We start from the raw sequence: 22,341 nt of genomic DNA, 5'->3' as shown, positions 1-22,341 counted from the left end.
CCTATTGAACAAACCCTATAATATCCTTGATCTTTTTTATATTGTTATTTGCAATCTCTGCTGCTTTTTCTGTACCTTCTTTTAATATTTTATGTAAATGGAGCTGATCCTTCAAAAGACCGTTCAACTTCTCACGTATGGGTGATATAACACTGATGATTAAGCCAGCCAACTCTTTTTTAAAGTGTTTCATATCATGTTTATCCACTTTTTTACACACTTTTTCTACATTTAAATCACTAAGCACTGAATAAATGTTTACCAAATTGTTTACTTCTGGACGGCACTTTAAAGTAGCAAAATCAAAGCCTAGAATTGAATCTGTTTTTGCTTTTTCTATTTTCTTGACAATCAAGTCATCTGTATCGTCAAGGTTAATGCATGAGTATTCTGAAGAATCAGATTTGCTCATCTTGCTTGCTCCATCTCTTAAGCTCATTATCCTTGATGTACAATCCAAAGTTAAGATTTCAGGTATGATGAAATGACTACATTTATAATGATTGTTAAAAGCTGATGCAATATCACGTGCAAGTTCTAAATGCTGTTTTTGATCATCGCCAACAGGAACATATTTAGTTTGATACAGCAATATATCCGCAGCCATAAGTACTGGGTAGCTATATAACCCAAGAGAAGCTTTTTGTCTATCGCTTCCAGCCTTATCTTTAAATTGAGTCATACGATTAAGCCAACCAATTGGTGTATAGCACCCTAGCAGCCAGCCCAATTCTGCATGACCACTAACTGCGGATTGATTGAAAATAATCGACTTTTCCGGATCTATTCCACATGCAATATAAGTTGCTGCTGCTTTAAAAATATTATTTTTTAATTCATTTGCGGGAAGCTTATTTGCTGTGATTGCATGCAGATCAACAACACAAAAAAGAGATTTATATTTATCCTGCAAGCCTATCCACTGCTTAATTGCACCAAGATAATTGCCCAAGTGTAATACTCCACTTGGCTGAATACCTGAGAAGACAACTTCTTCCATACCTTGAGTGTTTTATTAGTTACTTTCGCAATCAGCAGATTTTTTAGAAAGAATAACCATTGCAGGACGAAGCAACCTATTTTTAATTGTATAACCAGTTTGTAATACTTCTACAATAGTGCCAGGCTCTTTTTCATTATCTTCTCTTTCCACAACAGCTTGATGTAAATTGCTGTCAAAAGAGTTACCTATTGGATCTATTTCTTCTATTCCATGTTTTTTTAGATCACTCACAATCTTTTGGTGCGCCACTTTTATTCCTTCATGAATAGGATCATCATCTTTCAAGTTTTCCATTGCTTTTTTTAAATTGTCACAAGAGTCGATCATATCACGTGCAAATTTTGTGACTGCATAATCACTTGCATCGCTAATTTGCTTTTGCATTATACGTTTAACGTTTTCATTATCCGCAACAGCGCGACGTAAATGATCTTCAAGCTGAACTGCACGTTCTTTTAATATATTAAGCTCTTCACTTAAATCACCTGTTTGCTGATCTTCTTGATCATCCCCTTTTCGTTTACTGACCATATCTGCAAATTTCTTTTTTTTCTCTCTATTACTATCTGACATATCATTCACCCTTACAAACTTAATAAATATATAACAATCAATCTAAAAATATCAAGCGTTAGCTATCCTTGTCTTTCTATGCTTGCATTTAAAAAGTCAATCAAAGTAGTTTTGTAAAGAGAATCAGAAAAAGTATCAATATTACTTTGCGCCATATTAATATAGTGTTTAGCTTCTTCCATAGAAACATGAATGGCATTATGATGATTAATATATTGTAATGCTTGGTCAAAATTGTGTCTAGCTGAAGAAAAAGATTTCTCCCAGAATTTTTGTTCTGATGGGCTGCCTTTTTCATATGCTATAATAGAAGGTAAAGTAACTTTACCTTCAAAGAAATCTTTTCCAAGTTGCTTTCCTAAAGTGCCTTGATTAGCAGTATAATCTAGCACGTCATCAATTATTTGGAATGCCATACCAAAATTAAACCCGAAATTCCTTAGCCTCTCTGTTTCGTCACTTGTGGCTCCAGATACTACTGATGCAGCCTCGCAGCATGCAGAAAATAAAGATGCTGTCTTTTCTCCAATGATATTAAAATAATTTTTCCTAATTGTGTTAGGGTCAAAACGCGTTGTCATCTGCTTTATCTCACCCTTGACAAGCAAATTAGATGCCTTAGATAAAATAGAGAGAACACTTAAATTCCCACATTCTATAAGCCATCTAAATGCTAAGGTCAATAATAGATCACCAACTAAAATGCTTGATTTATTCCCCCAAATTTTATTTGCTGTTGCAACTCCATGGCGTGCCTTACTTTCATCAAGCACATCATCATGAAGTAAAGTAGCGTTGTGTATAAATTCTACCGATGCAGCAATGTTGATCCTACTCTCTCCAGAGTAATTCAGCATTTTACAAATAATAAAAATGAGCTTAGGCCTTATCTTTTTTCCTCCTGAATTAATAAGATGAGATGTAATATCGGTAGCAAGCTTAATACCTTCATCATTGACATTTTTGAAGATAAAGTCATTCATAGCCAATAAATCAGAAGATACAATATCATCTAATTTACTACTTTTTGTTAAATCAGTGTTTAGCATTTAATAGGACTTATGCTTCTTGCCCTTGTACTTTCTCAACTTTTTTCTTTTCTATTTTTTTCGATTCTGTTTCTAAATCTACTATGCCTTTTTTAATGAACCACATTACCCTTTCAGTTGCTTGCGCTCCTACACTTAGCCAATGTTTTAATCTATCAGCTTTTACCACAACACGATTTTTATTGTCTTTTGGCAACATTGGATCATATTGTCCTATTCTCTCAATAAAGCGCCCATCTCTTGGTGCTCGTGAATCGGCTACAACTATCCTATAAAAAGGACGTTTCTTTGCCCCAAACCTTGCTAACCTTATTTTAACTGCCATGTCAACCTTTATTCATATATTAATTACAATTTAAATACAATAAACAGCTCAAGTCAAACTAATTGTACCTCTTTTACCTAAAAATACAATATAGCCCCCTCCAATCACTCATAAAAGGAAGATAATAAACTTTTTTATATATCATCAATCATAGCATGATTAACTTCTACTCTATACTTTGATTTTAGATAGCTAATTAACTGTTCCTTTAGCGATATCATCACACGTTTTCCGGTATCAAGCATGTTTAATTTACCATTTGATGAATGCATTTCTTTTAGAACGCCTATTATAATTTCATTATTGTATTGAATAGGATCTGTTACCGAATTAGTTGTTTTCATATTGAAAATCTCTTCTATGAAAGAAAAAGGGTAGTTTTGTTCATTGCGTTGTATTTGCTGGCCTTTAACCAATTTTATACCTTGCATTTCTTCCAAATCTGTCTTTTCTCTTAGTTGAACTGCTACTTCTTGTCCCATTTTAAACATTCTTTCTTTTATAAATTCACTACGCCAAAGCTTTATGGCTGATTCCCTACTTTCTTCAAAATTTTGTAATTTAGGAGGAACGATATCACTGATTTTCACACCAACAACAGTATCTCCAACACCCTTAAAATAACTCTTCTGATCTTTCTCACGTGAAAAAATGAAAGAAATGAAATCACTGGAATTTCCTACTTCATTACCACTTTGGTCTTTCCCACTAGCATCTACTGGACCAATGGTTTGTATAGGTAAATTGTAATTATTGGAGATTTCTTCAATCGTTGCACCATTGTATATCTTATAATTCACTTGATTTATGAAATCATTGACTTTTTCAAAAGACTTTTGATTGGTTAAAACTGACCTTATGTCTTTTTTTAAATCAACCAAGTCTTCATCAGAGATTTGATGTATGCTTTCTACCTTTATTACGTGCCATCCAAAATTGCTTGTTAAAACTTCACTTACTTCACCTGTTTTGAGAGCAAATACCTTTTCTCTCATATTTTCAGGTAAGAAATCCTTAGTTATATTATTTACTCTGGTTTCATCGAGTTTCACTTTATTAAACTCTTCTATTATTTGTTCAAAGCTTGCTTTACTTTCTTCAAGTGCTCTTCTTGCTATTTCAGCTTTTTCTTTGGTAGGAAATATCACATTGAATATGTCTCTTTGATTTTTAAGTTCCTGATGTTCTATTATACTATCAACCTCTTCATCTGAAATTCTGATTTGATCTTCAAAATATTTTTGATCCAGAGAAATGTATTGCGCAGTTCGATACTCCATACGCGTCAAGTTAAGGAAATAAAGGTATGAAAGAGATAGAATAATAAGGTATAAGTTCTCCCAGAAATACTTTTAGTGAGAGAACCAATGAATAAAATAACTAGCTTATCAAAAAAGCTCAAAGAATTTTTTAATGAAAAAGCAGATAAAATCTCAACTACAACAAGGTTTATAAAAAGAAAGAGAAAGCTAAAAGGTTCATCGTTCGTAAAAGCCATGGTCTTGGGTAATATAGGGGTTGATAATTGTAGCGTAGAAACAATGTGTCAATTACTAAACGAGGACTCGATAGATATAACAAAACAAGGTTTGGATTTTAGATTTACTGAAGAAGCAGTGGAATTTATGAAAAGGATGTATAATGAATCTGTGGTTCTCTTCAAAAATATCTTGCAAGTTGATTGCAAAATCTTACAGCAATTTAATAGTGTTAAATTATTGGACAGTAGCTATATTACTCTACCTAACAGTATGGAAGAGATGTATAAAGGTTATGGTACTAGCTACAGTGGCTATGAAAGCAATACTAAGTCTGGAATAAAGTTACAATTAGTTTTCGACTACATGAATCAGATAATAGACCAACTTAATTTAACGGAGGGAGTAAGATCAGACCAGGGATATAGGAAACATTTAAGTAATATATTAAGCAATGATTTGCTAATATCTGATCTCGGTTATTTTGTGTCAAGTTCTTTTAAACAAATCAATGAAATAGGAGCTTATTTCATAAGTCGTTATAAATCCGATACCAACATATATGATGTAGAAACAAATCAAAAAATGGAGTTATTAGAATGTTTAGAGGATAAGTTATTTTTAGAAAACGAGGTATTGTTAGGAAAAGAAGCAAAAATTAGAGTAAGAATTATATGTCAGAAACTAACTGAAGAACAGTCTATGGCCAGAAGAAGGAAAGCTAATAGATTAGCAAGATCGCAGGGATATACATCCTCTAAAAGAAATCAAAAATTGTTGAACTGGTCAATATTTATAACTAATGTTCCAGAAAATAAAATTAGTGCTGAGCAAGTATTAACGATTTACAGAGTAAGGTGGCAAATTGAGTTATTATTTAAATTGTATAAAAGCCATATCAGACTTGATAAGCTAAAAGGAAAGCCATGCAGAGTATTATGTGAACTATATGCTAAATTGTGCGCAATTCTTATATTTCACGGCATAGTTGGTTGCACAGAAGTGAAAAAGAATACAGAACTTAGCTTAACAAAGGCATTTATTGAGCTAAAAAGGCGGGTTAGAGAGTTATTCTTAACATTATAGTATTTTCTAAAATGAATGATAAATTTCCATTATGGTATTACCAACCAAAAGTTGTAAGTCTGTACATTTATACATTAGAGGTCTGAGGCGGCTTTTGATGGTATGCCAACAGTGTTCTATGGGATTCAAATCTGGTGAATATGTTGGAAGATACAGCACATGACAGCCAAAAGACTCTATTAATGATTTTGTTTTAGTGGTCTTATGAAATGTAGCATTATCCATAACTATGGTTGTGCCAAGTGGCAATTTAGGTAATAACATCTTCTCCAACCATATATTGAATACCTCTTTGTCACACCCACCTTTGAAAGTCATTGGTGCAATAAATCTCATTCCAATCCACCCGGCTACTATACTGATTCTCTCTCGAGTTCTCCCTGGAATATCTGCATAAATTTTCTTTCCTCTTGGAGCACGTCCATATTCTCGGTATAACTTATTATCAACTCCTGCTTCATCTATATATAAGATGCTGGAATGGTCTATTTTTGAGATTTTATCAATAAATTGCTGCCTATCTTCTTGATTGCGCTCTTGATATAGTGTGACTTTTTTTTAAAGTAATTTTTAGCTGTTTTAGTCTATACCAAATTGAATTTATTCCAAATCCAAGATTTTGTTTCATCTCTGCCAGAGTATGATCTGGATTCTTTGTAACATATTCTTCGAGTATTTTTGGGTCTATTTTTCGAATAAAGCTACCGTTTTTAGATGGCTTTAGGCTTTCACCAGCAGCTTTCTTTTTTAACCAGCGGTACAGAGTTGCTATTCCTATCTCCATGAGCTCTGCTATCTCAACCTTTGTCTTCCCTTTTTCTATCATCAATACTGCCTTTTCCCTTAAATCCACACTATATGCCATTATAACTCAAATACTTCATTATACCTTTATCATTTACTTTAGGAAATACTATAAATTGTGTAGTCAGTAAAGTTCAAATTTTCCTCAAAAAACTCATCTCAACCTGGTCAAAATTCTCCTTAAAAGATAAATATAGAAAAACAAGAATATCAACTTTGAGTGCACTAAATTTGTTCATTTTTCCTTAACTTGACGCGTATGGTTCGATACTCAGGGTAATAAAAATTGGACTTATTTCTTTCATACAAATCAAGTAAGGCTTGATCATCTGGTTCAGGAACGTCTGTAATTGCATTCTCAGTTATTTTAACAATATCAACTACTCTAGTTTGGTAGCGATTTTTGTATATCTGCTCATCAATACTCTCACCAAAAGTTATCGGATAATTATCTTTAAATAACGAAGTCATGAACATCATTGCAGGCAGGATTTTCTCTAGTTTTTCTATATATTCCTTTTCTGTTATATGCAGGCTATTTAGAGTTTGATGGAATTTATTATGGTCAAATTCTCCTTTATCGTCCTGAAAGTACTTGGTATTTTTTATATGGCTTTTGATAGATTCTTCTCCAACTTTTAATCCAAGTTCGCTAATTAGGTTAAACAATAGTTTTTGCTCTATAAGTGCGTTAAGTAAATCATATTTCAGCTTTTTTACTTGTTCTTTACTTACATCAGATCCAGAAATTTGCTTTTCATAATTTTGATATAGTAATTTATATTCATCTGATGTTATAACTTCCTTTCCTACTTTAGCTAATTCTTTCCTTTCATCATCATTTGATAAAAGATTGCCAATCCCCATAAAGATTAATAAGCAAACTAAAAGGAGAACGATTGCCTTGGTAAAAAAATTTCTAATACTCATTGTAAACTCAGTTAACTAACACTTAAATTTAGAATAGCAATAATTTAATATTTGTAAATCTATTAACAAATTAGCTAATATATGTAATATTGTAGTGTATTAAATTGAATGGAAGCTTATATTAACCTAAGAGCCTGTAAGTGATCTCTGAATATGGTAAGATGAGGTACAGTTGATATGAGGTAAAGTATGAGGAATACATATCCAAGTGACATAAGTTATGAAAAATTCGAAAAGATTAGACTAATTTTAGAAAGCGTGCGAAAGAAAACAAAGCCAAGAAGACTGGATTTATATGAGTTATTTTGTGGTGTGCTTTATGTACTAAAAAGTGGCTGTCAATGGCGAATGCTTCCAAAAGAGTTTCCAAGATGGCGAAATTTTTACGATTACTTCAAGAAATGGAGTAAAAAAACGAATGAAGATAGAGAAAGTGTTCTAGAAATTGTCTTAAAAAAAATTGGTTGGAGAGAACAGTGGTCGGAATACCAAAACAAGCTTCTGCATCATTGATGCCCAAAGTGTAAAAAATACCGATACTGCTGAAGAAAAAGGTTATGATGCTGGCAAGAAAATTTCAGTAATAAAGCGTCATATCGCAGTTGATACACAAGGTTTGACACACGCAATTCATATAACAACGGCAGAAATAACTGATCGTAGCAGTGCTTTGACAATGGTTAAAAATGCTAAAGAAAGTCTCTCTGAAGTTAAAAACATACTGGTTGATGCAGGCTACACTGGAGAAAATTTTGCAACACAGATGAAAGTAACTATTGGTGCAACTGTTGAGGTGAAGCACCTTTGCTGTATTGCCAAAAAGATGGGTTGTTGAGAGATCTTCTTTTGCCTGGTTGGAAAAATGTAGGCGACTTTGGAAAAATTGCGAGCGTAAACTTAATACTAGCCTACAAATTTGCTTTTACTTCTTTCCTCCTCAAAAGATTATGAACAGGTTCTTTGATGATAGAGGGTTTATTTCTAATAGTCTTTATGTTGATGTGACAATATTTGGTACTTTGTCATTGTTAGCACTGCTAGCTACTGAGATATTTAGTCCTATATTTTCAAAAGGTTGTGAAATATAAACTGAAAAACACATGAAAGATTTACTTGAGGAAGATCCAAGAGATAGAGTACAAAAGGAAACTGATCTGTTAGGACGGTATGATCCACGAAAACTGTTAATGCCAATTATCATGCCTCTTGTTAGAAAATGTTTTGCAGAAGTGGCAAGCGAGTTTGCTGAAAGGAATTTTGATGAGGTAAAAACTGATATGTCTGATGTTAATACTGAAGGACTACCTCATCCTCGAGCAATTGAATTTGCACAGCAAATAGTATAGTATAAGCTTTTAGCTCTATGCATGGACTCAAAAAAAGTAGAATTAATATTTGAAAAATTTCAACAGTCAAATCCTGCGCCAAAAATAGAGCTAAATTATACCAATCATTTTACGTTATTAGTTGCAATAGTTCTGTCAGCGCGGACGACCGATATAAGTGTTAATAAAATTACAAAGGAGCTATTTAGTATCGCTGATACGCCAGAAAAAATGTTGAATCTTGGGCAAAGTGAGCTGAGAAAATGCATAAGCAGTATTGGTTTATATAATTCTAAAGCAAAAAATATAATCGGGCTCAGTAAAATATTGATTGAGCAGTACAATAGCAAAGTGCCTACTAATTTCGATGATTTGGTATCTTTACCAGGGGTTGGGAGAAAGAGCGCTAATGTATTCTTAAATTCAGGGCTTGGTATTCCAACATTGGCAGTTGATACTCACGTTTTTAGAGTGAGCAATAGAGTTGGGCTTGTGAAAGAAAAAGATGTACTTAAAACAGAGCAGTCTCTTTTGAATGTAGTGCCAAAAAAATACCTACTTTATGCTCATCATTGGCTAGTTTTACACGGTAGATACATTTGCAAGGCACAAAAACCTTCGTGTGAAACATGCATAATTCATGATTTATGTGAGTTTGAATGCAAGAGGTATAAAGTCTAGCACAACACCTCGATATTTCTTACTTTTATCATCCAAGTAGCTGATCTCTATGATGGTGTCATCCGAGTAGCTGACACTGGGATGACAATGAAGGGCTACTTGATGACGCCTCTGTGCACTGCCGTTATAAAGCTGCTACTTTGATGAATAAAATGATGTCATTCCAGAGCATGGAGCTGTAATCCAGTTCTTATTACCTGATATGCTCATTTGACAGTTAAGTCTTCTCTACCCCGATTTGCATAACACCTTCGCTCATGGTTAAAAGATACCGAGGCAGTAGAGTGTATTAGTTTTTGCAAGCTGTTATTTTGCTATGGATTGCTGTAATGGCATCATCTATTTTATTGTTATCACAGCCTGTTTGGGCAAGTTCGGCATTTCCACCGCAATCCCTTCTGGTTACAGTAGATACTAGCTCTTTTGCATTGATCTTATTAGTTAAATCTTTACTTACTTTGACAATCAAAACTGTTTTATCCTTTTCTGTTACCATGAAGGCTATTACAGTTTTCGGTTTTTGTTGCTGTAGAGCAAATTCCCTTATTATACTTCCTGGAACGTTATTGAAAGTGTGGCTTACGAAATTTATTCCATTTATTTCGGTACTTTTTACAGTTTCTACACTGATAAGCTTTTTATAAAGATTTTTTATTTTGACTTCAAATTCTTTGCGCTCCTGGCTTAAAATACTGAGTCGACTTATTATTTCATTTACTGGTGCTTTTACGCATTCTGCAACTTTTTTTAAGCTAATTTCGTTATTGCGTACATAATTAATTGCTTCTTGACCGGTTAAAGCTTCAATTCTTCTTACTCGAGATGCAACGGAACATTCTGCTGCTATCTTAAACAAACCAATTTCTCCGGTACGCTCCACGTGTGTACCACCACATAATTCTTTTGAATCTCCAATTTTTACAACCCTAACATTATCACCATATTTTTCACCAAATAAGGCCATCGCTCCTTCGTCTATTGCCTCATCCATACCTTGAACTTTTGTGGACGTAGAAAGATTTTCTCTGATTAGAGAGTTTACTATATCTTCTACTGAATACAGCTGATCCTGAGTGACTGGCTTATTGTGACTAAAGTCAAATCTTAGTCTATTTGGTGCGACTAGAGAACCTTTTTGAGTAACGTGATCACCTAAGATTTTTCTGAGTGCAAAGTGTAGAAGATGTGTAGCTGAATGATTTCTTCTTAAGTCTTGTCTTCTTTTTTTATTAATACTAGCTGTAACTGTGTCACCTTTACGAACTGAACCAGATTCAACTATACATCTGTGTAAATATAGGTCGTTAATCTTGTTGGTATTTTCCACTGTTAACGTACTTCCATCAGACTTTATAAAATTTCCAGTATCTCCCACCTGTCCACCTGACTCTCCATAAAAAGGTGTTTTATCAAGTATAATAGTTATCTTTTCTCCTTCTTTTGCAGAATCAATTACTTCATTTTTAGAGGAAATTATTGCGAGTACTGTTGCATCCTTTACTTCATCACGTTCATAACCAACAAATTCCGTTTTGCCAAACTGATCGATTAAATTAAACCATACTTGTTCAACAGATTTTTCACCAGATCCAGTCCAATTAGCACGTGCTCTTTCTTTTTGCTCTTTCATTGCATTATCAAAACCTTTTTGGTCAAAATTTATTTTCCTTTCTTTCAAAATATCAAGTGTGATATCCAAAGGAAATCCATAAGTGTCATATAGTTTGAATGCTGATTCTCCAGATAGAGTGTCACCTGATTTTAAATCTGCAGTGAATTTGTCCAAGAGATTAATGCCTTTCATTAAAGTGTCTTTAAAGTTTTCTTCCTCTGATTTTAACGTTGTTTCTATTAAGCTTTTAGCTCTGATTAGCTCTGGATAAGCATCTCCCATATAAGCCAAACTTGTGCCATCTATGAGTGCAGGAAAAACAAGGTTCAATAGAGAATCATTATATCCAAGTAGGTGGATATAACGTACTGCTCTCCTGATCAATCTGCGTAGTACATAATTTCTTCCTTCATTTCCAGGAAGCACTCCTTCTGCGATGAGAAATGCAGCTGCACGAAGGTGATCTGCGATAATCTTATGAGCTACCTTATTTTCCGTATTTCCACAGTACTCTTGCGATTTACTTACCAGAGCAGAAAATAGGTCAATATCATAGTTATCATGAACGTTCTGCATAACAGCTGCTATTCTTTCAAGGCCCATTCCGGTATCGATGCATTTTTTTGGTAATTTTTGTAAATTACCTTCTTCATCTTTATTAAATTCCATGAACACCAGGTTCCAAATTTCAACAATTCTGTCGTCTTCATGTAAAGCGGAATTTCCATGATCGTAAAAGATTTCAGAACATGGGCCACATGGACCAGTATTGCCCATGCTCCAAAAGTTATCATCTGTTGTAATTCTTATGATTTTATCATCTGAAAAGCCACTTATCTTACGCCAAATTTCATATGCTTCATCATCAGTGTGGTAAACAGTTATGGATAGTCTGTTTTTATCAAGAGACAATTCTTCAGTAATAAATTTCCACGCAAATTCTATCGCAGTTTCTTTAAAGTAATCACCAAAGCTAAAATTTCCGAGCATTTCAAAAAATGTGTGATGCCGAGATGTATAGCCAACATTTTCAAGATCATTGTGTTTACCACCTGCTCGGAGACACTTTTGACTTGAGACGGCACGTTTCATTTCAGTTTTTTGCGTGCCGGTAAAGATGTTTTTGAACTGTACCATACCAGCATTTGTGAACATGAGTGTTGGATCATGCTCTGGAATCAAAGGAGAAGAAGGAACTTGCTCATGATTATTATTTACAAAAAATTTTATAAATCTTTCTCTAATTTCGTTTAGCTTCATCGTTTTTACTGAGGTTATCTATGCATAATAAGTTGTAACAGAAGTAAAATCAATTTATCAATCTAAATATTAATATATATATTACTTAGTATAATAAAAGTAACTTTTACATAAAAATTTTAATAAAAAGATATAGGTTTAAATATTTTATCCATTAACATAGAGAAGTATTTGTTAATTCAAATAATACTTTTGTTAATTAATTTAAGGAGTGTGAAATGCCAAAAAAATTCCAAAACACTAAGAATAGGATGCGAAAGAGAGAAACAACAAATAAGCAGGAGATGAATGGTCCAACAATTAGAATTGTATCTGACTTGGAAAGTATAGAGCAAAACAGAAGGGTAGAATTTTTAATTAAAGGAGAGAATTTAACAGTAAAAGACCTCTCTATATCTTCTAGAGCAGCTGAGATAGGCTTGGTTACAGGAATAGTAAATTCAATAGACATTCCTCAAGCAATTCGTGAATCGACAATAGATGGAATTATTTTAGGTCTTAAGAGTGGAGAAATAGAAAAAGGTAAAGAATATAATTATAGAGAATTTAAGAAAATATATCTAAAAAACCTTGTAGATGAATTGGGTAAGGATAGTTCAAAAAAGCTAAAAGAAAGAACTGATGAAAATAGCCAATTGAGAGAATCTACTACTGAAGAAATTGATTATCAGATGCAGGAAGATGTAACTATCGAATCAGCTTCTTTAACAAAACAAGAATTCGATTTTGCATCAAGCAAAGTAACTACTAAAGAGATTAATGACGTAATAAATGAAATAGAAGAATCAAATGCTAGTTATGGAATTACTCCTGAAGATATAAGTAGTGTTTCCCGTTTTGATAGTAATTCACAAGAAGTGTTAGATCATTCTATATTTAATAGCACAGATGTGGAAGGGCCTAAATTACCCGAAATAAATGGAGGACAGTATATAGGAATAGCAGGGATTGCTGGTGGTATATTGGGTGGAGTGCTAGCAGTAGCTTTTGCAGGATTAGGATACTTTGTATGGCATAGAAAAAATAGGGAAGGTAGCTACGATGTTGAAAAAGCGATGAAAAACCTTCCTGAACAAGCTCAACTTGAGCATTCCGGATCTACATCAGAAATAGAATCTTTGCTCAGCAATGCTACATCAGTAGCACATCTATCTTCTCAAATTAGCATCTAGTAAAATTCCAAAGTTGATGGCACAACAGTGCCATCAACTTAGCTCTTACAGCACTTATATGCTCTGGAACCAAAGGAGAAGAAATTTTCCTGTCTTACAAAAAATTTTATAACTCTTTCTCTAATTTTATATCGTTTTTACTAAGGTATAATAAATTGCAATGAGAAATTCAGATATTAATATATGTATTATTTAGTATAATAAAAATATAAAAATCTTAGTGAAAAGATGTGGACTTAAATAATTTATCTTTTATACATAAGGAAATATTGGTCAGCTTGGGGGTCATATATGTCAAGAAGATTTAAAAATACTGTAGGAAAAAAAAGATCAATCAATAAAGAAAAAAGGAATAGATGGATTAGTATTGAATCAGAATTGCGAGATGTAGAACAAAACAGAACAATATATTTTCTATTGGGAGGAGGTGATTTAAAACTTAAGTATGTATGTATGCTTGACGATACATCTTATCGTATTCTTGTTGCTGAAGGAGAAATAGTGCATGCAGAAAATCCAAAAGTGATGATTGATGATATTGTTTCTGATCTCAAGAGTGGGAAAATAAGAAGTTATAAAAGATATAATGCAAAAGAGTTTTATGAAAAGTATCTCAAAGAGTTTTTGAGTAATGAGAACTTGCAAAAGCTGGAAGCTGGTGATATTGAAAATACAACAACAGAACTACCAAACTTAAAACAAGTAATGGAAGAAATGAAAAAATCAAACGCTAGCAATGGAATTACAATGCGAAATATAGAAAGTGTTCAAAATACGACGAATATTTTGGGTAATCCTATGATTCATGATACAAACTTGAGAGGGTTTAAATTATTGGAAACACCTTCAAACGAGAAAAATAATATAGTGTTCACAGTAGGTATGTTAGCAGTAGCAGTAGCTTTGGTAGCAGCTATCGCAGCAGCTGTACCATTTAAATGTTGGTTTTATAATAGAAAAAATAAAAGCCATAGTAGTGCTAAGGAAGAAACTCCATCTAGTTATTTATTAAGTGCAATAACTTTAGAAAGTGGAACTAATTCTATTCGTTAGCCAAAATATTGCAAAAATAGAATTTTTTTATTTCACAGTTTCCTCATTTAATAATTTTTATGCTCTAATTATTATACTTAATTTATCATTACCTGTTGCGTAAACAGGATGAGAATCTTCAATAATCTACATCCTTTAGTAAGAAAAAATCAATACATTCACGATAAATTTACCTCATATCTGTGTTTTATATGTGGAATTTCGAATGGAAAATTATGCAGGCAAAGAAAGAAGAATAGTGAATATAGTTACTCAATATTGGAGTGATATAAAAGGATCAGATAGAGAATGGCCAGAAAGACATGAAATAGACACTGCAGAAATCATGGAGTCATGGCAGCATTGTTTTATCATTGAAGTTAAAGATCGAGGTTATATTTGTGAAAATGCAGGAGAAAAAGCTATTGAATTCTATGGTTTTGAAAAAAAGATGTACATCGATGATAAGTATGCAATTGATGCACCATTTTTGCGGCTATATAAAATAGATGCAGTTATTGATAAACTTGAGACTGTAATAGAGAGTAAATGCTCAATTAACGAAGAGGAAGAAAGTGAAAGTGTTAAAATGAGGCAAGTATTGCTACCAATTGGGAATGAAGAAGGTATAACACATATACTGGGTGTGATTACATTCAAGCTGCTTTAAAATACAATTTTAATTTGATTCTTTAATAAAATTATCTATACTCATACTTAATTACTAATAAAGAATTAAATAGTGGTGTTTGTAAATTTGTTTAGAATATGACGAAAATAAAATTAAAAACCAAATCTTCTGTCAAAAAGCGCTTTCACCTTACAGCTAAGGGTAAAGTCATCTCTACTCAATCAGGTAAAAGACATGGTATGGTAAAGAGAAGTAAATCTAATATTCGTAATCAGCGTGGTACGACGATTCTTAGTAAATCTGACTCGCGTATAGTTAAGCTTTATATGCCTTATGGTATTTAACAAAATGGAGGTAAAATAAAAATGGCTCGAGTAAAACGTGGAGTCACTACTCATGCTCGTCATAAAAAAATATTAAAACTAGCAAAGGGTTATAGAGGACGGGCAAAAAATTGTTATAGAATTGCATTACAAAGAGTTGAAAAAGCACTCCAATATGCTTACAGAGACAGAAGAACCTGTAAACGTGATTTTCGTGGTTTGTGGATAATACGTATTAATGCAGCAGTAAGAGAACATGGACTTACTTACGGTAGATTTATGCATGGTCTTAAACTTGCTGAAATTGATTTAAATAGGAAAATTCTTGCTGAGATGGCTGTTAATCATAAGGATGATTTTGCTAAATTAATAGAAATTGTAAATAGTAAGTTAGCTTAAAGCAAAAACACCATGAGAATTATTTTCATGGGGTCACCGGAGTTTGCTGTTGGTGCGTTAAACTTACTATTGAAATTACAGAGTGAAATAGTAGCAGTATATACCAAAGCTCCAAAACCTTCTGGACGTGGGCAGAGGTTAACAAAATCCCCAGTACACATCGTTGCTGAAAAAAGTGACATAGAGGTATGTACTCCTGCCTCTTTAAAATCTTCGATAGAGCAAGAAAAGTTTGGAAATTTTAAGCCAGACGTTGCAGTTGTTGCTGCGTATGGATTGATACTTCCAAAAGAAATTTTAAATATTCCCAAATATGGTTGTATTAATATTCATCCATCATTGCTGCCTAGGTGGCGCGGTGCAGCTCCGATACAGCACACAATTTTAGCCGGAGATCAAGAAACCGGAGTTAGCATTATGCAGCTAGATGAAGGATTAGATTCTGGCCCTATTTTAAAACAGAAAAAATTTCTTATTGAAAAAAGCGATAATTATAAGACGTTGTATGATAAATTGTCTGAATTAGGTAGTGATTTACTGCTGAAAGTACTAAACGAAATTGAAAAGCAAGTTCCCTTAAAACAGAGCGATAACGATGCGTGTTATGCTGACAAAGTAAAAGACTATAAAATTTACGCAAGTGACGCCTGTGAAATTGCTTATAGAAAGGTTAAAGCATTTTATCCAAAAGCATTCATTAAGGTAGAGAATAAACGTATCAAGATACTTGATGCTGAATTTGAAGCCTTCACTTCAGGACAAGGTGAGATCATTAATGATAATATGCATATAAGTTTAAAAGGTGGTACTTTAATTCCTAAAGTTGTACAAATGGAAGGAAGAAATCCTTGCGATATTAAAGATTTTGTTCGTGGCTTAAAATCAAGTTTAACAAAAAAATTTATAGAATAGACTACTTTGAAGGGAGGGTGAGGAGAGCTAAAGCAACTTCTACAATTTGGTATTCCGCTGCTTGTTAGCGGAATCTACAACAAGATACCGCGTTTTGGTGTACGAACATTGCAATTTGCAGGTAATTTGAGTAGTAGATGGTGTCATTCCAGTTCTTGACACTGGAATCCAGTTTCTATTGTACAGCCACCTGGTGTGCTCATTTAAAGTGAAGTTTTCTGGATCCCAGTGTCTGGGCACTGGGATGACATCTTTCTTGGTCTCTTGTATCACAATGTTCGTACAGCTATTTGCTTGTTAGCGGAATCTACAACGAGATACCGCAGTGGTATGACGTAGTAGCTATATATAGACAAATTTTCTTTTCTTAGATATAATCTTAAGAAACCTTCCATATGAAAATTAAAAGAGCTTTAATATCAGTATACGATAAGACAAATATAATTGAACTTGCATCGTTTTTGATGCAGCAACAAATAGAAATTCTCTCAACAGGGAATACTTATAAAGTGCTATCAGGTGCAGGAATAAAAACGCAAGAAGTTTCAGATTACACACAATTTCCAGAAATACTAGATGGCAGAGTGAAAACTTTACATCCTAAAATTCATGGAGGAATACTCTGTGATCGAAAAAGGCACGAAAAGGAAATGCAGAATCTAGAAATTAAGCCGATAGATCTGCTTATAACTAACTTATATCCATTTTGGAAAACGGTTAATAGCAACTCAAGTGAGAAGCAAATCATAGAACAAATAGATATAGGTGGAGTAGCATTAATTAGAGCTACAGCAAAAAACTTTCATTTCACTTCAGTGATTTCTAGCATTCAAGATTACGAAACACTGAAAGCTGAGATGATCAAAAATAACAATCAGACAACATTAGAATATAGAAAACATCTAGCAACTAAAGCATTTGCTCTGACTGCACAGTATGATTCTAATATTTACAATTGGTTTTTATCACAGGGTAAAAGCAATGAGTTACCAGAGTTTTTTACTTTATATGGATGTAAAGCACAAGGACTCAGGTATGGTGAAAATCCTCATCAAAAAGCTGCATTTTATAGCAATCAATTTAGCAAGTATCCACTGGAGAAAATACATGGAAAAGAGTTGAGCTATAATAATATAGTCGACATAGAGTCTGCACTTAACATAATTTCTGAGTTTCAAGAACCTGCAGCAGTGATAATAAAGCACAATAATCCATGTGGCGCTGCTGTTAGTGATAGTGCTTTAAAAGCATATGAAAAAGCTCTATCATGTGATGAAATAAGCAGTTTTGGTGGAATAGTTGCTTTCAATCGGGAGATAGATTTAAAGCTAGCAGAGAAATTAAACGAGATATTTTTGGAAGTGGTGATAGCACCATCGGTAAACAATGAGGCATTAAAAATTTTACAAAAAAAGAAAAATTTAAGAGTGATTATTCATCAATCTCTTCAGCAAAATGCAAAATATCAAATCAAAAATGTTGTTGGCGGGTTCTTAGTGCAAGAAAATAATAACCATACAGTAAAAGTAGAAGAAATAAACCGAGTGACAGAATGCACTACAACAAAAAAAGAGAAGGAAGATCTTATTTTTGCTTGGAAAATATGTAAACATGTAAAATCCAATGCAATAGTGATAGCAAAAGACGGTTGTGCTATTGGCATCGGTGCAGGACAAACAAGCAGAATAGATAGTGTGAATATTGCAGTAAAAAAAGCAGGTGAAAAATGTAAAGGCGCAGCGCTTGCTTCAGATGCATTTTTTCCATTTCCAGATAGTATAGTAGAGAGTGCAAAGCATGGAATTACAGCTATAATTCAGCCAGGTGGCTCATTGAAAGATCAAGACGTGATAGCAGCTGCAAATGAGAATAAAATTGCCATGTTTTTCACTGATGTTCGTAACTTTCTCCATTAAGCTTTGTATCCTGTCAAAATTATACCCACACAGGGCTTTGTTGCATAGCAGCTTATAGGTATGAAAATTGTAGTAAATTTATGTAGTTACTTTAAACTCAACTATACCTATCTGTAATTGTAAGCTGTACTCTTGAGCTCCTGATGCGATTTATAGCAAATCCTAAAATGCCTTGCTGTTTTTCCTTATAGACATTCAGCTTACCTTGTACATTAGTCTATCTGGATGACATTTTACTTTTTCTAGAATATAATAATTCCCTAGAAATTACCCTACTCAATTCTATTGTACCTTGTTTAACATTGAAACATGAGTCTGGAATCTAGAAATTTTTTAAGAACAAAAGTTATTCTAAGTTTTTGTTGGTAAGAAAGACTGGATTACAGCTCCATGCACTGGAATGATATCTAGGTCTAAAGTCTACATAAAAATCGTTTACAATCGGCGTTCAATGTGATAAGTTGAAAGCAGTTTATTCCTCGGTAGCTCAGTGGTAGAGCAGTTGGCTGTTAACCAATTGGTCGCTGGTTCGAATCCGGCCCGGGGAGCACTATTTTATACAATCTGTACATTTCACTTTTAGCCCAAAATTCACTACCTTTTTTTTGTCTCTTAAACAGACAAAACGTGTGAAGTTATATAGTTTTAAAGCCTTTACTGTCAAAATGCAAAGATGTCTGCGCTTCACTTAGCTTGCTATCTGGCTCCTCTCCTATTTTTCTTTTATTACATTTCCTTTTTAATTGAGGAAGGACATTTTTTGGCAATGTTTCATCAATACTGCAATAATTGTAAATGAGCGAAGTAAGACGCACCAAATTTCCACTCGCCAAAGTCTGTACATCTCTGTAATTAATGCTGTTATCATATACTTTAAGTGTAATAAGATTTTTAAGGTTTCCACTTGCTGCTAAAGCCTCTGCACCTTCATTACTGATTTCATTCCATCCTAAACTCAGTAAAATAAGCTTTTGAAGGTTTCCACTTGCTAAAGCTTTTGCCCCCCTATCGCCAATTTTATTATCATATAATTTAAGCTCAGTAAGACTTGTAAGATTTCCACTGGCTAAAGCCTCTACACCTTCATCACCAATTTCGTTTCCTCCTAAATCAAGCGAAGTAAGATTTATAAGATTCCCGCTTGCTAAAATCTTTGCACCTTCTGTACCAACATAACTGCAACTTAGATCAAGTGAAGTAAGATGAGAAAGCTGAGCTAATTCTTTTATAACCTCATAATTAATTTTTGAACATCGTAAAATAAGTCTTGTAATGTTTGTATTGCTTTTTAAAAAGTTTACTAATCTATCAACATTAATTATAGCACCTGATGTTGCTAAAGTATTATCCTTTACATATTGGCTATAACTCATTTGACCTCACTATTAAAGCTATGCAAGTGTTTTAGTAAACACTTCAGCAACTGTCAATCACTTTAATAAAATATTTTATGAAAAACTTCATATACCATTGCCTCCAAGCAGCTTTTTCTATCTCTTATTTTAACACAAAAGTTGTGAGAAGAATTTGTTTTTGGTACCATTGAGGGTTTCGATGTTAACTTTTATATGAACTTTAAATCAGTCGTTTTATGTATACTAGATGGCTGGGGTAATGGAATAGAAAATAGTAAATACAATGCTATTAGCAATTCAAATCCACCTTGTTGGCAACATATTAGCTCTAATTATCCAAAGTGCAGTTTATCTGCCTGTGGAACTGATGTTGGATTACCAGAAGGCCAAATAGGCAATTCAGAAGTTGGTCACATGAATATTGGTAGCGGTAGAGTGGTAATGCAAAGCCTTCAGCGTATTAATCAAGCAATCGAAACGATAGAAAATAATGCAAATCTACAGAATTTTATTAATGATCTAAAAAGTAAGAATGGCATATGCCATATAATGGGATTGATATCAGATGGTGGTGTTCATTCGCATCAAAAGCACATTTCAGCTTTAGCAAACAAGATATCACAGCGCGGAATTAAAGTTGTAATACACGCATTTTTAGATGGCAGAGATACATTGCCAAATTCAGGGAAAAGATGCATTCAAGAATTTACAGAAAGCATAAAGGAAAATGATATAAGAATCGCCACTGTCTCTGGGCGTTATTATGCTATGGACCGTGATAATAGGTGGGAAAGAACAATTGAAGCTTATGAAGCCATCGCATTTGCAAAGGCGCCTCGTTATGATGATGCAGTATCGCTTATTGATGAAAATTATCAAAATAATATAACCGATGAATTTATCAGGCCCGCAATAATAGGCGATTATCAAGGTATAAAACCAGAAGATGGATTGCTATTGGCTAACTTTCGTGCTGATCGAATGATACAATTGGCAAGTATTTTGCTAGGCAAAACAGATTACGCTAAGGTAGCAAAATTTTCTTCAATTTTAAGTATGATGCAATATAAAGCGGACTTAAAAATCCCTTATCTCTTTCCTCCTGAATCTTTTGCCAACACTTTGGGACAGATAATAGAAGACAATAAATTACGGCAACTGCGCATTGCTGAAACTGAGAAATACGCGCATGTGACTTTCTTTTTTAATTGTGGAAGAGAAGAACCTTTTTCTGGTGAAGAAAGAATACTCATTCCTTCACCAAAAGTTAAAACTTATGACCTGCAGCCTGAAATGTCAGCCTTTGAGCTCACAGAAGAGCTTGTAAAAAAAATTCATTCTCAAGAATTTGCGCTGATAGTTGTAAACTACGCTAACCCTGATATGGTGGGACACACAGGTAATATAAAAGCAGCCGAGCAAGCTGTGCTCGCTGTAGATGATTGCCTTGCAAAAGTACTCAGCGTTGTCAAAGAAGTGGGTAATACTGCACTCATTGTTACAGCAGACCATGGTAATGTGGAATGTATGTTCGATGAAGAAAATAACACACCTCACACAGCGCACACTCTAAATAAAGTTCCATTTATTATATCTTGTGAAAATTTAAAACTGAGAGATGGAAAATTATCTGATATTGCTCCTACTATTTTACAGCTACTTGGACTTAAAAAGCCAAACGAGATGACAGGTAGTTCGTTAGTGCGTTCCATGTTGCTATAACTCTATTGTTAAGGGTTGAGGAAATAAAACACTGTGTATAGAAGATAGCATATCTATTTGCTGCTCTAAATGATCATGCTCAGCTTCCACATTAGAGTACCGAATATTATTCTTCCCTACATATACAGATAAAGAACCATCATCTTCAACTGCTTTGTTATTTTGCAATACTATATTAAAAATTTCTTTCTGTTTTAAAGCATCGAACCAATCTTCAACTGTCGTATAGAAAAACTCACCCGTTCCACTTTCCGGACACACTTCTGGAGAAATCTTTAGCACATCATGAGAAAGTGGTGGAGAAAAATAGCTCTTGAATGAGTAGCTGGGAGAATTGTAGTTATTGTGCAGAGCGATAACGTGATCTTGACCAGGAAGTAAAAAATCTAAAATTCTTTCTGCAAAGTTTCTAACAGCTCTCAAAGCATCTTCTGAAACACTGCCAAACTCTCTTAAGCTAGCTTCTGCACCTACATCATCAAACATGCGATTGGGATCGAATTCATACCGCTCACCATTTAAGTAAAATTCTACATTACGCGGAGTACCATCACCATGAGTAATGTATAGCATTCTTCCACCAAACTGCTGGAGTATATGCTCACCAGCCCCTTTTGAAGTTACTTCATTTTGATGCACATTAATAAAATTGATCCCACTTGTATCGCTACTTTTAATAAAAAGCTTAACCGTGGTATCACCCAACGCTAGATCATATTCTTTAGTGTCGATGTTTGACATTCCGCTGCTATC

19 protein-coding genes, 1 tRNA gene and 4 pseudogenes are annotated in these 22,341 nt (G+C 33.7%); 13 read left to right on the top strand and 11 right to left on the bottom strand.

The annotated features are described in order from the left end of the window. Position 1: 1 nt before the first annotated feature. From trpS to AAGD65_RS01740, 5 genes and pseudogenes are all read right to left on the bottom strand, one after another. The gene (trpS, locus tag AAGD65_RS01760) at positions 2-1,000 is read right to left on the bottom strand and encodes a tryptophan--tRNA ligase (RefSeq protein WP_264683125.1); all 999 of its coding nucleotides are present in this window, start codon (positions 998-1,000) and stop codon (positions 2-4) included. Between the two features lie 15 nt (positions 1,001-1,015). Continuing rightward, positions 1,016-1,576 carry a nucleotide exchange factor GrpE gene (locus tag AAGD65_RS01755; RefSeq protein WP_264683123.1) on the bottom strand — a complete coding sequence of 187 codons (561 nt, stop codon included), beginning with the start codon at positions 1,574-1,576 and terminating at the stop codon, positions 1,016-1,018. Positions 1,577-1,638: 62 nt separating this feature from the next. Beyond that, positions 1,639-2,625 carry a polyprenyl synthetase family protein gene (locus tag AAGD65_RS01750; RefSeq protein WP_264683121.1) on the bottom strand — a complete coding sequence of 329 codons (987 nt, stop codon included), beginning with the start codon at positions 2,623-2,625 and terminating at the stop codon, positions 1,639-1,641. 10 nt (positions 2,626-2,635) lie between these two features. Next, complete coding sequence (gene rpsP / locus AAGD65_RS01745) at positions 2,636-2,950, bottom strand: 30S ribosomal protein S16 (protein WP_006015540.1); 315 nt, start codon at positions 2,948-2,950, stop codon at positions 2,636-2,638. Between the two features lie 134 nt (positions 2,951-3,084). Continuing rightward, positions 3,085-4,227: pseudogene (locus AAGD65_RS01740) on the bottom strand (peptidylprolyl isomerase); the annotation flags it as partial. A 90-nt stretch (positions 4,228-4,317) separates the two neighbouring features. Between AAGD65_RS01740 and AAGD65_RS01735 the strand changes: the two are divergent. After that, positions 4,318-5,511, top strand: a pseudogene (locus tag AAGD65_RS01735) (IS4-like element ISWen1 family transposase); the annotation flags it as partial. A gap of 9 nt (positions 5,512-5,520) precedes the next feature. Here the strand turns inward: AAGD65_RS01735 and AAGD65_RS01730 are convergent. From AAGD65_RS01730 to AAGD65_RS01720, 3 genes and pseudogenes are all read right to left on the bottom strand, one after another. After that, positions 5,521-6,003 carry an IS630 family transposase gene (locus tag AAGD65_RS01730; RefSeq protein ID WP_252154099.1) on the bottom strand — a complete coding sequence of 161 codons (483 nt, stop codon included), beginning with the start codon at positions 6,001-6,003 and terminating at the stop codon, positions 5,521-5,523. 28 nt (positions 6,004-6,031) lie between these two features. Continuing rightward, on the bottom strand, positions 6,032-6,379 hold the full coding sequence (locus AAGD65_RS01725; protein WP_264336399.1) for a transposase: 348 nt from the start codon (positions 6,377-6,379) through the stop codon (positions 6,032-6,034). Between the two features lie 200 nt (positions 6,380-6,579). Then, a pseudogene (locus tag AAGD65_RS01720) lies at positions 6,580-7,248 on the bottom strand (SurA N-terminal domain-containing protein); the annotation flags it as partial. A 189-nt stretch (positions 7,249-7,437) separates the two neighbouring features. On the opposite strand from AAGD65_RS01720, the pseudogene AAGD65_RS01715 reads away from it, so the two are divergent. From AAGD65_RS01715 to nth, 3 genes and pseudogenes are all read left to right on the top strand, one after another. Further along, a pseudogene (locus AAGD65_RS01715) lies at positions 7,438-8,180 on the top strand (IS5 family transposase); the annotation flags it as partial. 168 nt (positions 8,181-8,348) lie between these two features. Then, entirely contained in the window at positions 8,349-8,594 is a 246-nt protein-coding gene (locus tag AAGD65_RS01710) for a hypothetical protein (protein ID WP_264683116.1), read from the top strand. A gap of 21 nt (positions 8,595-8,615) precedes the next feature. Continuing rightward, on the top strand, positions 8,616-9,254 hold the full coding sequence (gene nth / locus AAGD65_RS01705) for an endonuclease III (protein ID WP_264683114.1): 639 nt from the start codon (positions 8,616-8,618) through the stop codon (positions 9,252-9,254). A 289-nt stretch (positions 9,255-9,543) separates the two neighbouring features. On the opposite strand, the gene alaS is transcribed toward nth, so the two are convergent. Then, positions 9,544-12,126 (bottom strand): alanine--tRNA ligase, encoded by a 2,583-nt coding sequence (gene alaS / locus AAGD65_RS01700; protein ID WP_264683112.1) that lies wholly within the window; start codon positions 12,124-12,126, stop codon positions 9,544-9,546. Positions 12,127-12,344: 218 nt separating this feature from the next. On the opposite strand from alaS, the gene AAGD65_RS01695 reads away from it, so the two are divergent. The 8 genes from AAGD65_RS01695 to AAGD65_RS01655 all read left to right on the top strand — a co-directional run bounded on the left by AAGD65_RS01695 (position 12,345) and on the right by AAGD65_RS01655 (position 19,059). Further along, positions 12,345-13,298, top strand: coding sequence for a hypothetical protein (locus AAGD65_RS01695; protein ID WP_264683110.1), 954 nt, complete (start codon positions 12,345-12,347; stop codon positions 13,296-13,298). A gap of 291 nt (positions 13,299-13,589) precedes the next feature. Next, positions 13,590-14,351 (top strand): hypothetical protein, encoded by a 762-nt coding sequence (locus tag AAGD65_RS01690; RefSeq protein ID WP_010402780.1) that lies wholly within the window; start codon positions 13,590-13,592, stop codon positions 14,349-14,351. Positions 14,352-14,556: 205 nt separating this feature from the next. Beyond that, complete coding sequence (locus tag AAGD65_RS01685) at positions 14,557-15,000, top strand: PAS domain-containing protein (protein ID WP_341810966.1); 444 nt, start codon at positions 14,557-14,559, stop codon at positions 14,998-15,000. A 98-nt stretch (positions 15,001-15,098) separates the two neighbouring features. Further along, positions 15,099-15,305 (top strand): 50S ribosomal protein L35, encoded by a 207-nt coding sequence (gene rpmI / locus AAGD65_RS01680; protein ID WP_010402777.1) that lies wholly within the window; start codon positions 15,099-15,101, stop codon positions 15,303-15,305. A gap of 21 nt (positions 15,306-15,326) precedes the next feature. Beyond that, positions 15,327-15,683 (top strand): 50S ribosomal protein L20, encoded by a 357-nt coding sequence (gene rplT, locus AAGD65_RS01675; RefSeq protein WP_063630562.1) that lies wholly within the window; start codon positions 15,327-15,329, stop codon positions 15,681-15,683. A gap of 12 nt (positions 15,684-15,695) precedes the next feature. After that, on the top strand, positions 15,696-16,595 hold the full coding sequence (fmt, locus tag AAGD65_RS01670) for a methionyl-tRNA formyltransferase (protein ID WP_064085375.1): 900 nt from the start codon (positions 15,696-15,698) through the stop codon (positions 16,593-16,595). A gap of 395 nt (positions 16,596-16,990) precedes the next feature. Next, a complete protein-coding gene (gene purH, locus AAGD65_RS01660; protein ID WP_006013536.1) occupies positions 16,991-18,511 on the top strand; it encodes a bifunctional phosphoribosylaminoimidazolecarboxamide formyltransferase/IMP cyclohydrolase in 1,521 nt (506 codons plus the stop codon). A gap of 476 nt (positions 18,512-18,987) precedes the next feature. Beyond that, positions 18,988-19,059, top strand: a tRNA-Asn gene (locus AAGD65_RS01655). Between the two features lie 87 nt (positions 19,060-19,146). On the opposite strand, the gene AAGD65_RS01650 is transcribed toward AAGD65_RS01655, so the two are convergent. Further along, positions 19,147-19,884 (bottom strand): hypothetical protein, encoded by a 738-nt coding sequence (locus AAGD65_RS01650; RefSeq protein WP_213864013.1) that lies wholly within the window; start codon positions 19,882-19,884, stop codon positions 19,147-19,149. A 195-nt stretch (positions 19,885-20,079) separates the two neighbouring features. Between AAGD65_RS01650 and gpmI the strand changes: the two genes are divergently transcribed. After that, positions 20,080-21,588 (top strand): 2,3-bisphosphoglycerate-independent phosphoglycerate mutase, encoded by a 1,509-nt coding sequence (gene gpmI, locus AAGD65_RS01645; protein ID WP_007302087.1) that lies wholly within the window; start codon positions 20,080-20,082, stop codon positions 21,586-21,588. On the opposite strand, the gene AAGD65_RS01640 is transcribed toward gpmI, so the two are convergent. Next, positions 21,583-22,329, bottom strand: coding sequence for a hypothetical protein (locus AAGD65_RS01640; protein ID WP_007302088.1), 747 nt, complete (start codon positions 22,327-22,329; stop codon positions 21,583-21,585). The genes gpmI and AAGD65_RS01640 overlap by 6 nt on opposite strands. Positions 22,330-22,341: the final 12 nt, after the last annotated feature.

The sequence above is a fragment of the Wolbachia endosymbiont (group B) of Chesias legatella genome (assembly GCF_964026945.1).
Lineage (GTDB): Bacteria > Pseudomonadota > Alphaproteobacteria > Rickettsiales > Anaplasmataceae > Wolbachia.
The sequence above is the reverse complement of the archived record's forward strand: the minus strand, read 5'-3'. Positions and strand labels throughout refer to the sequence as shown.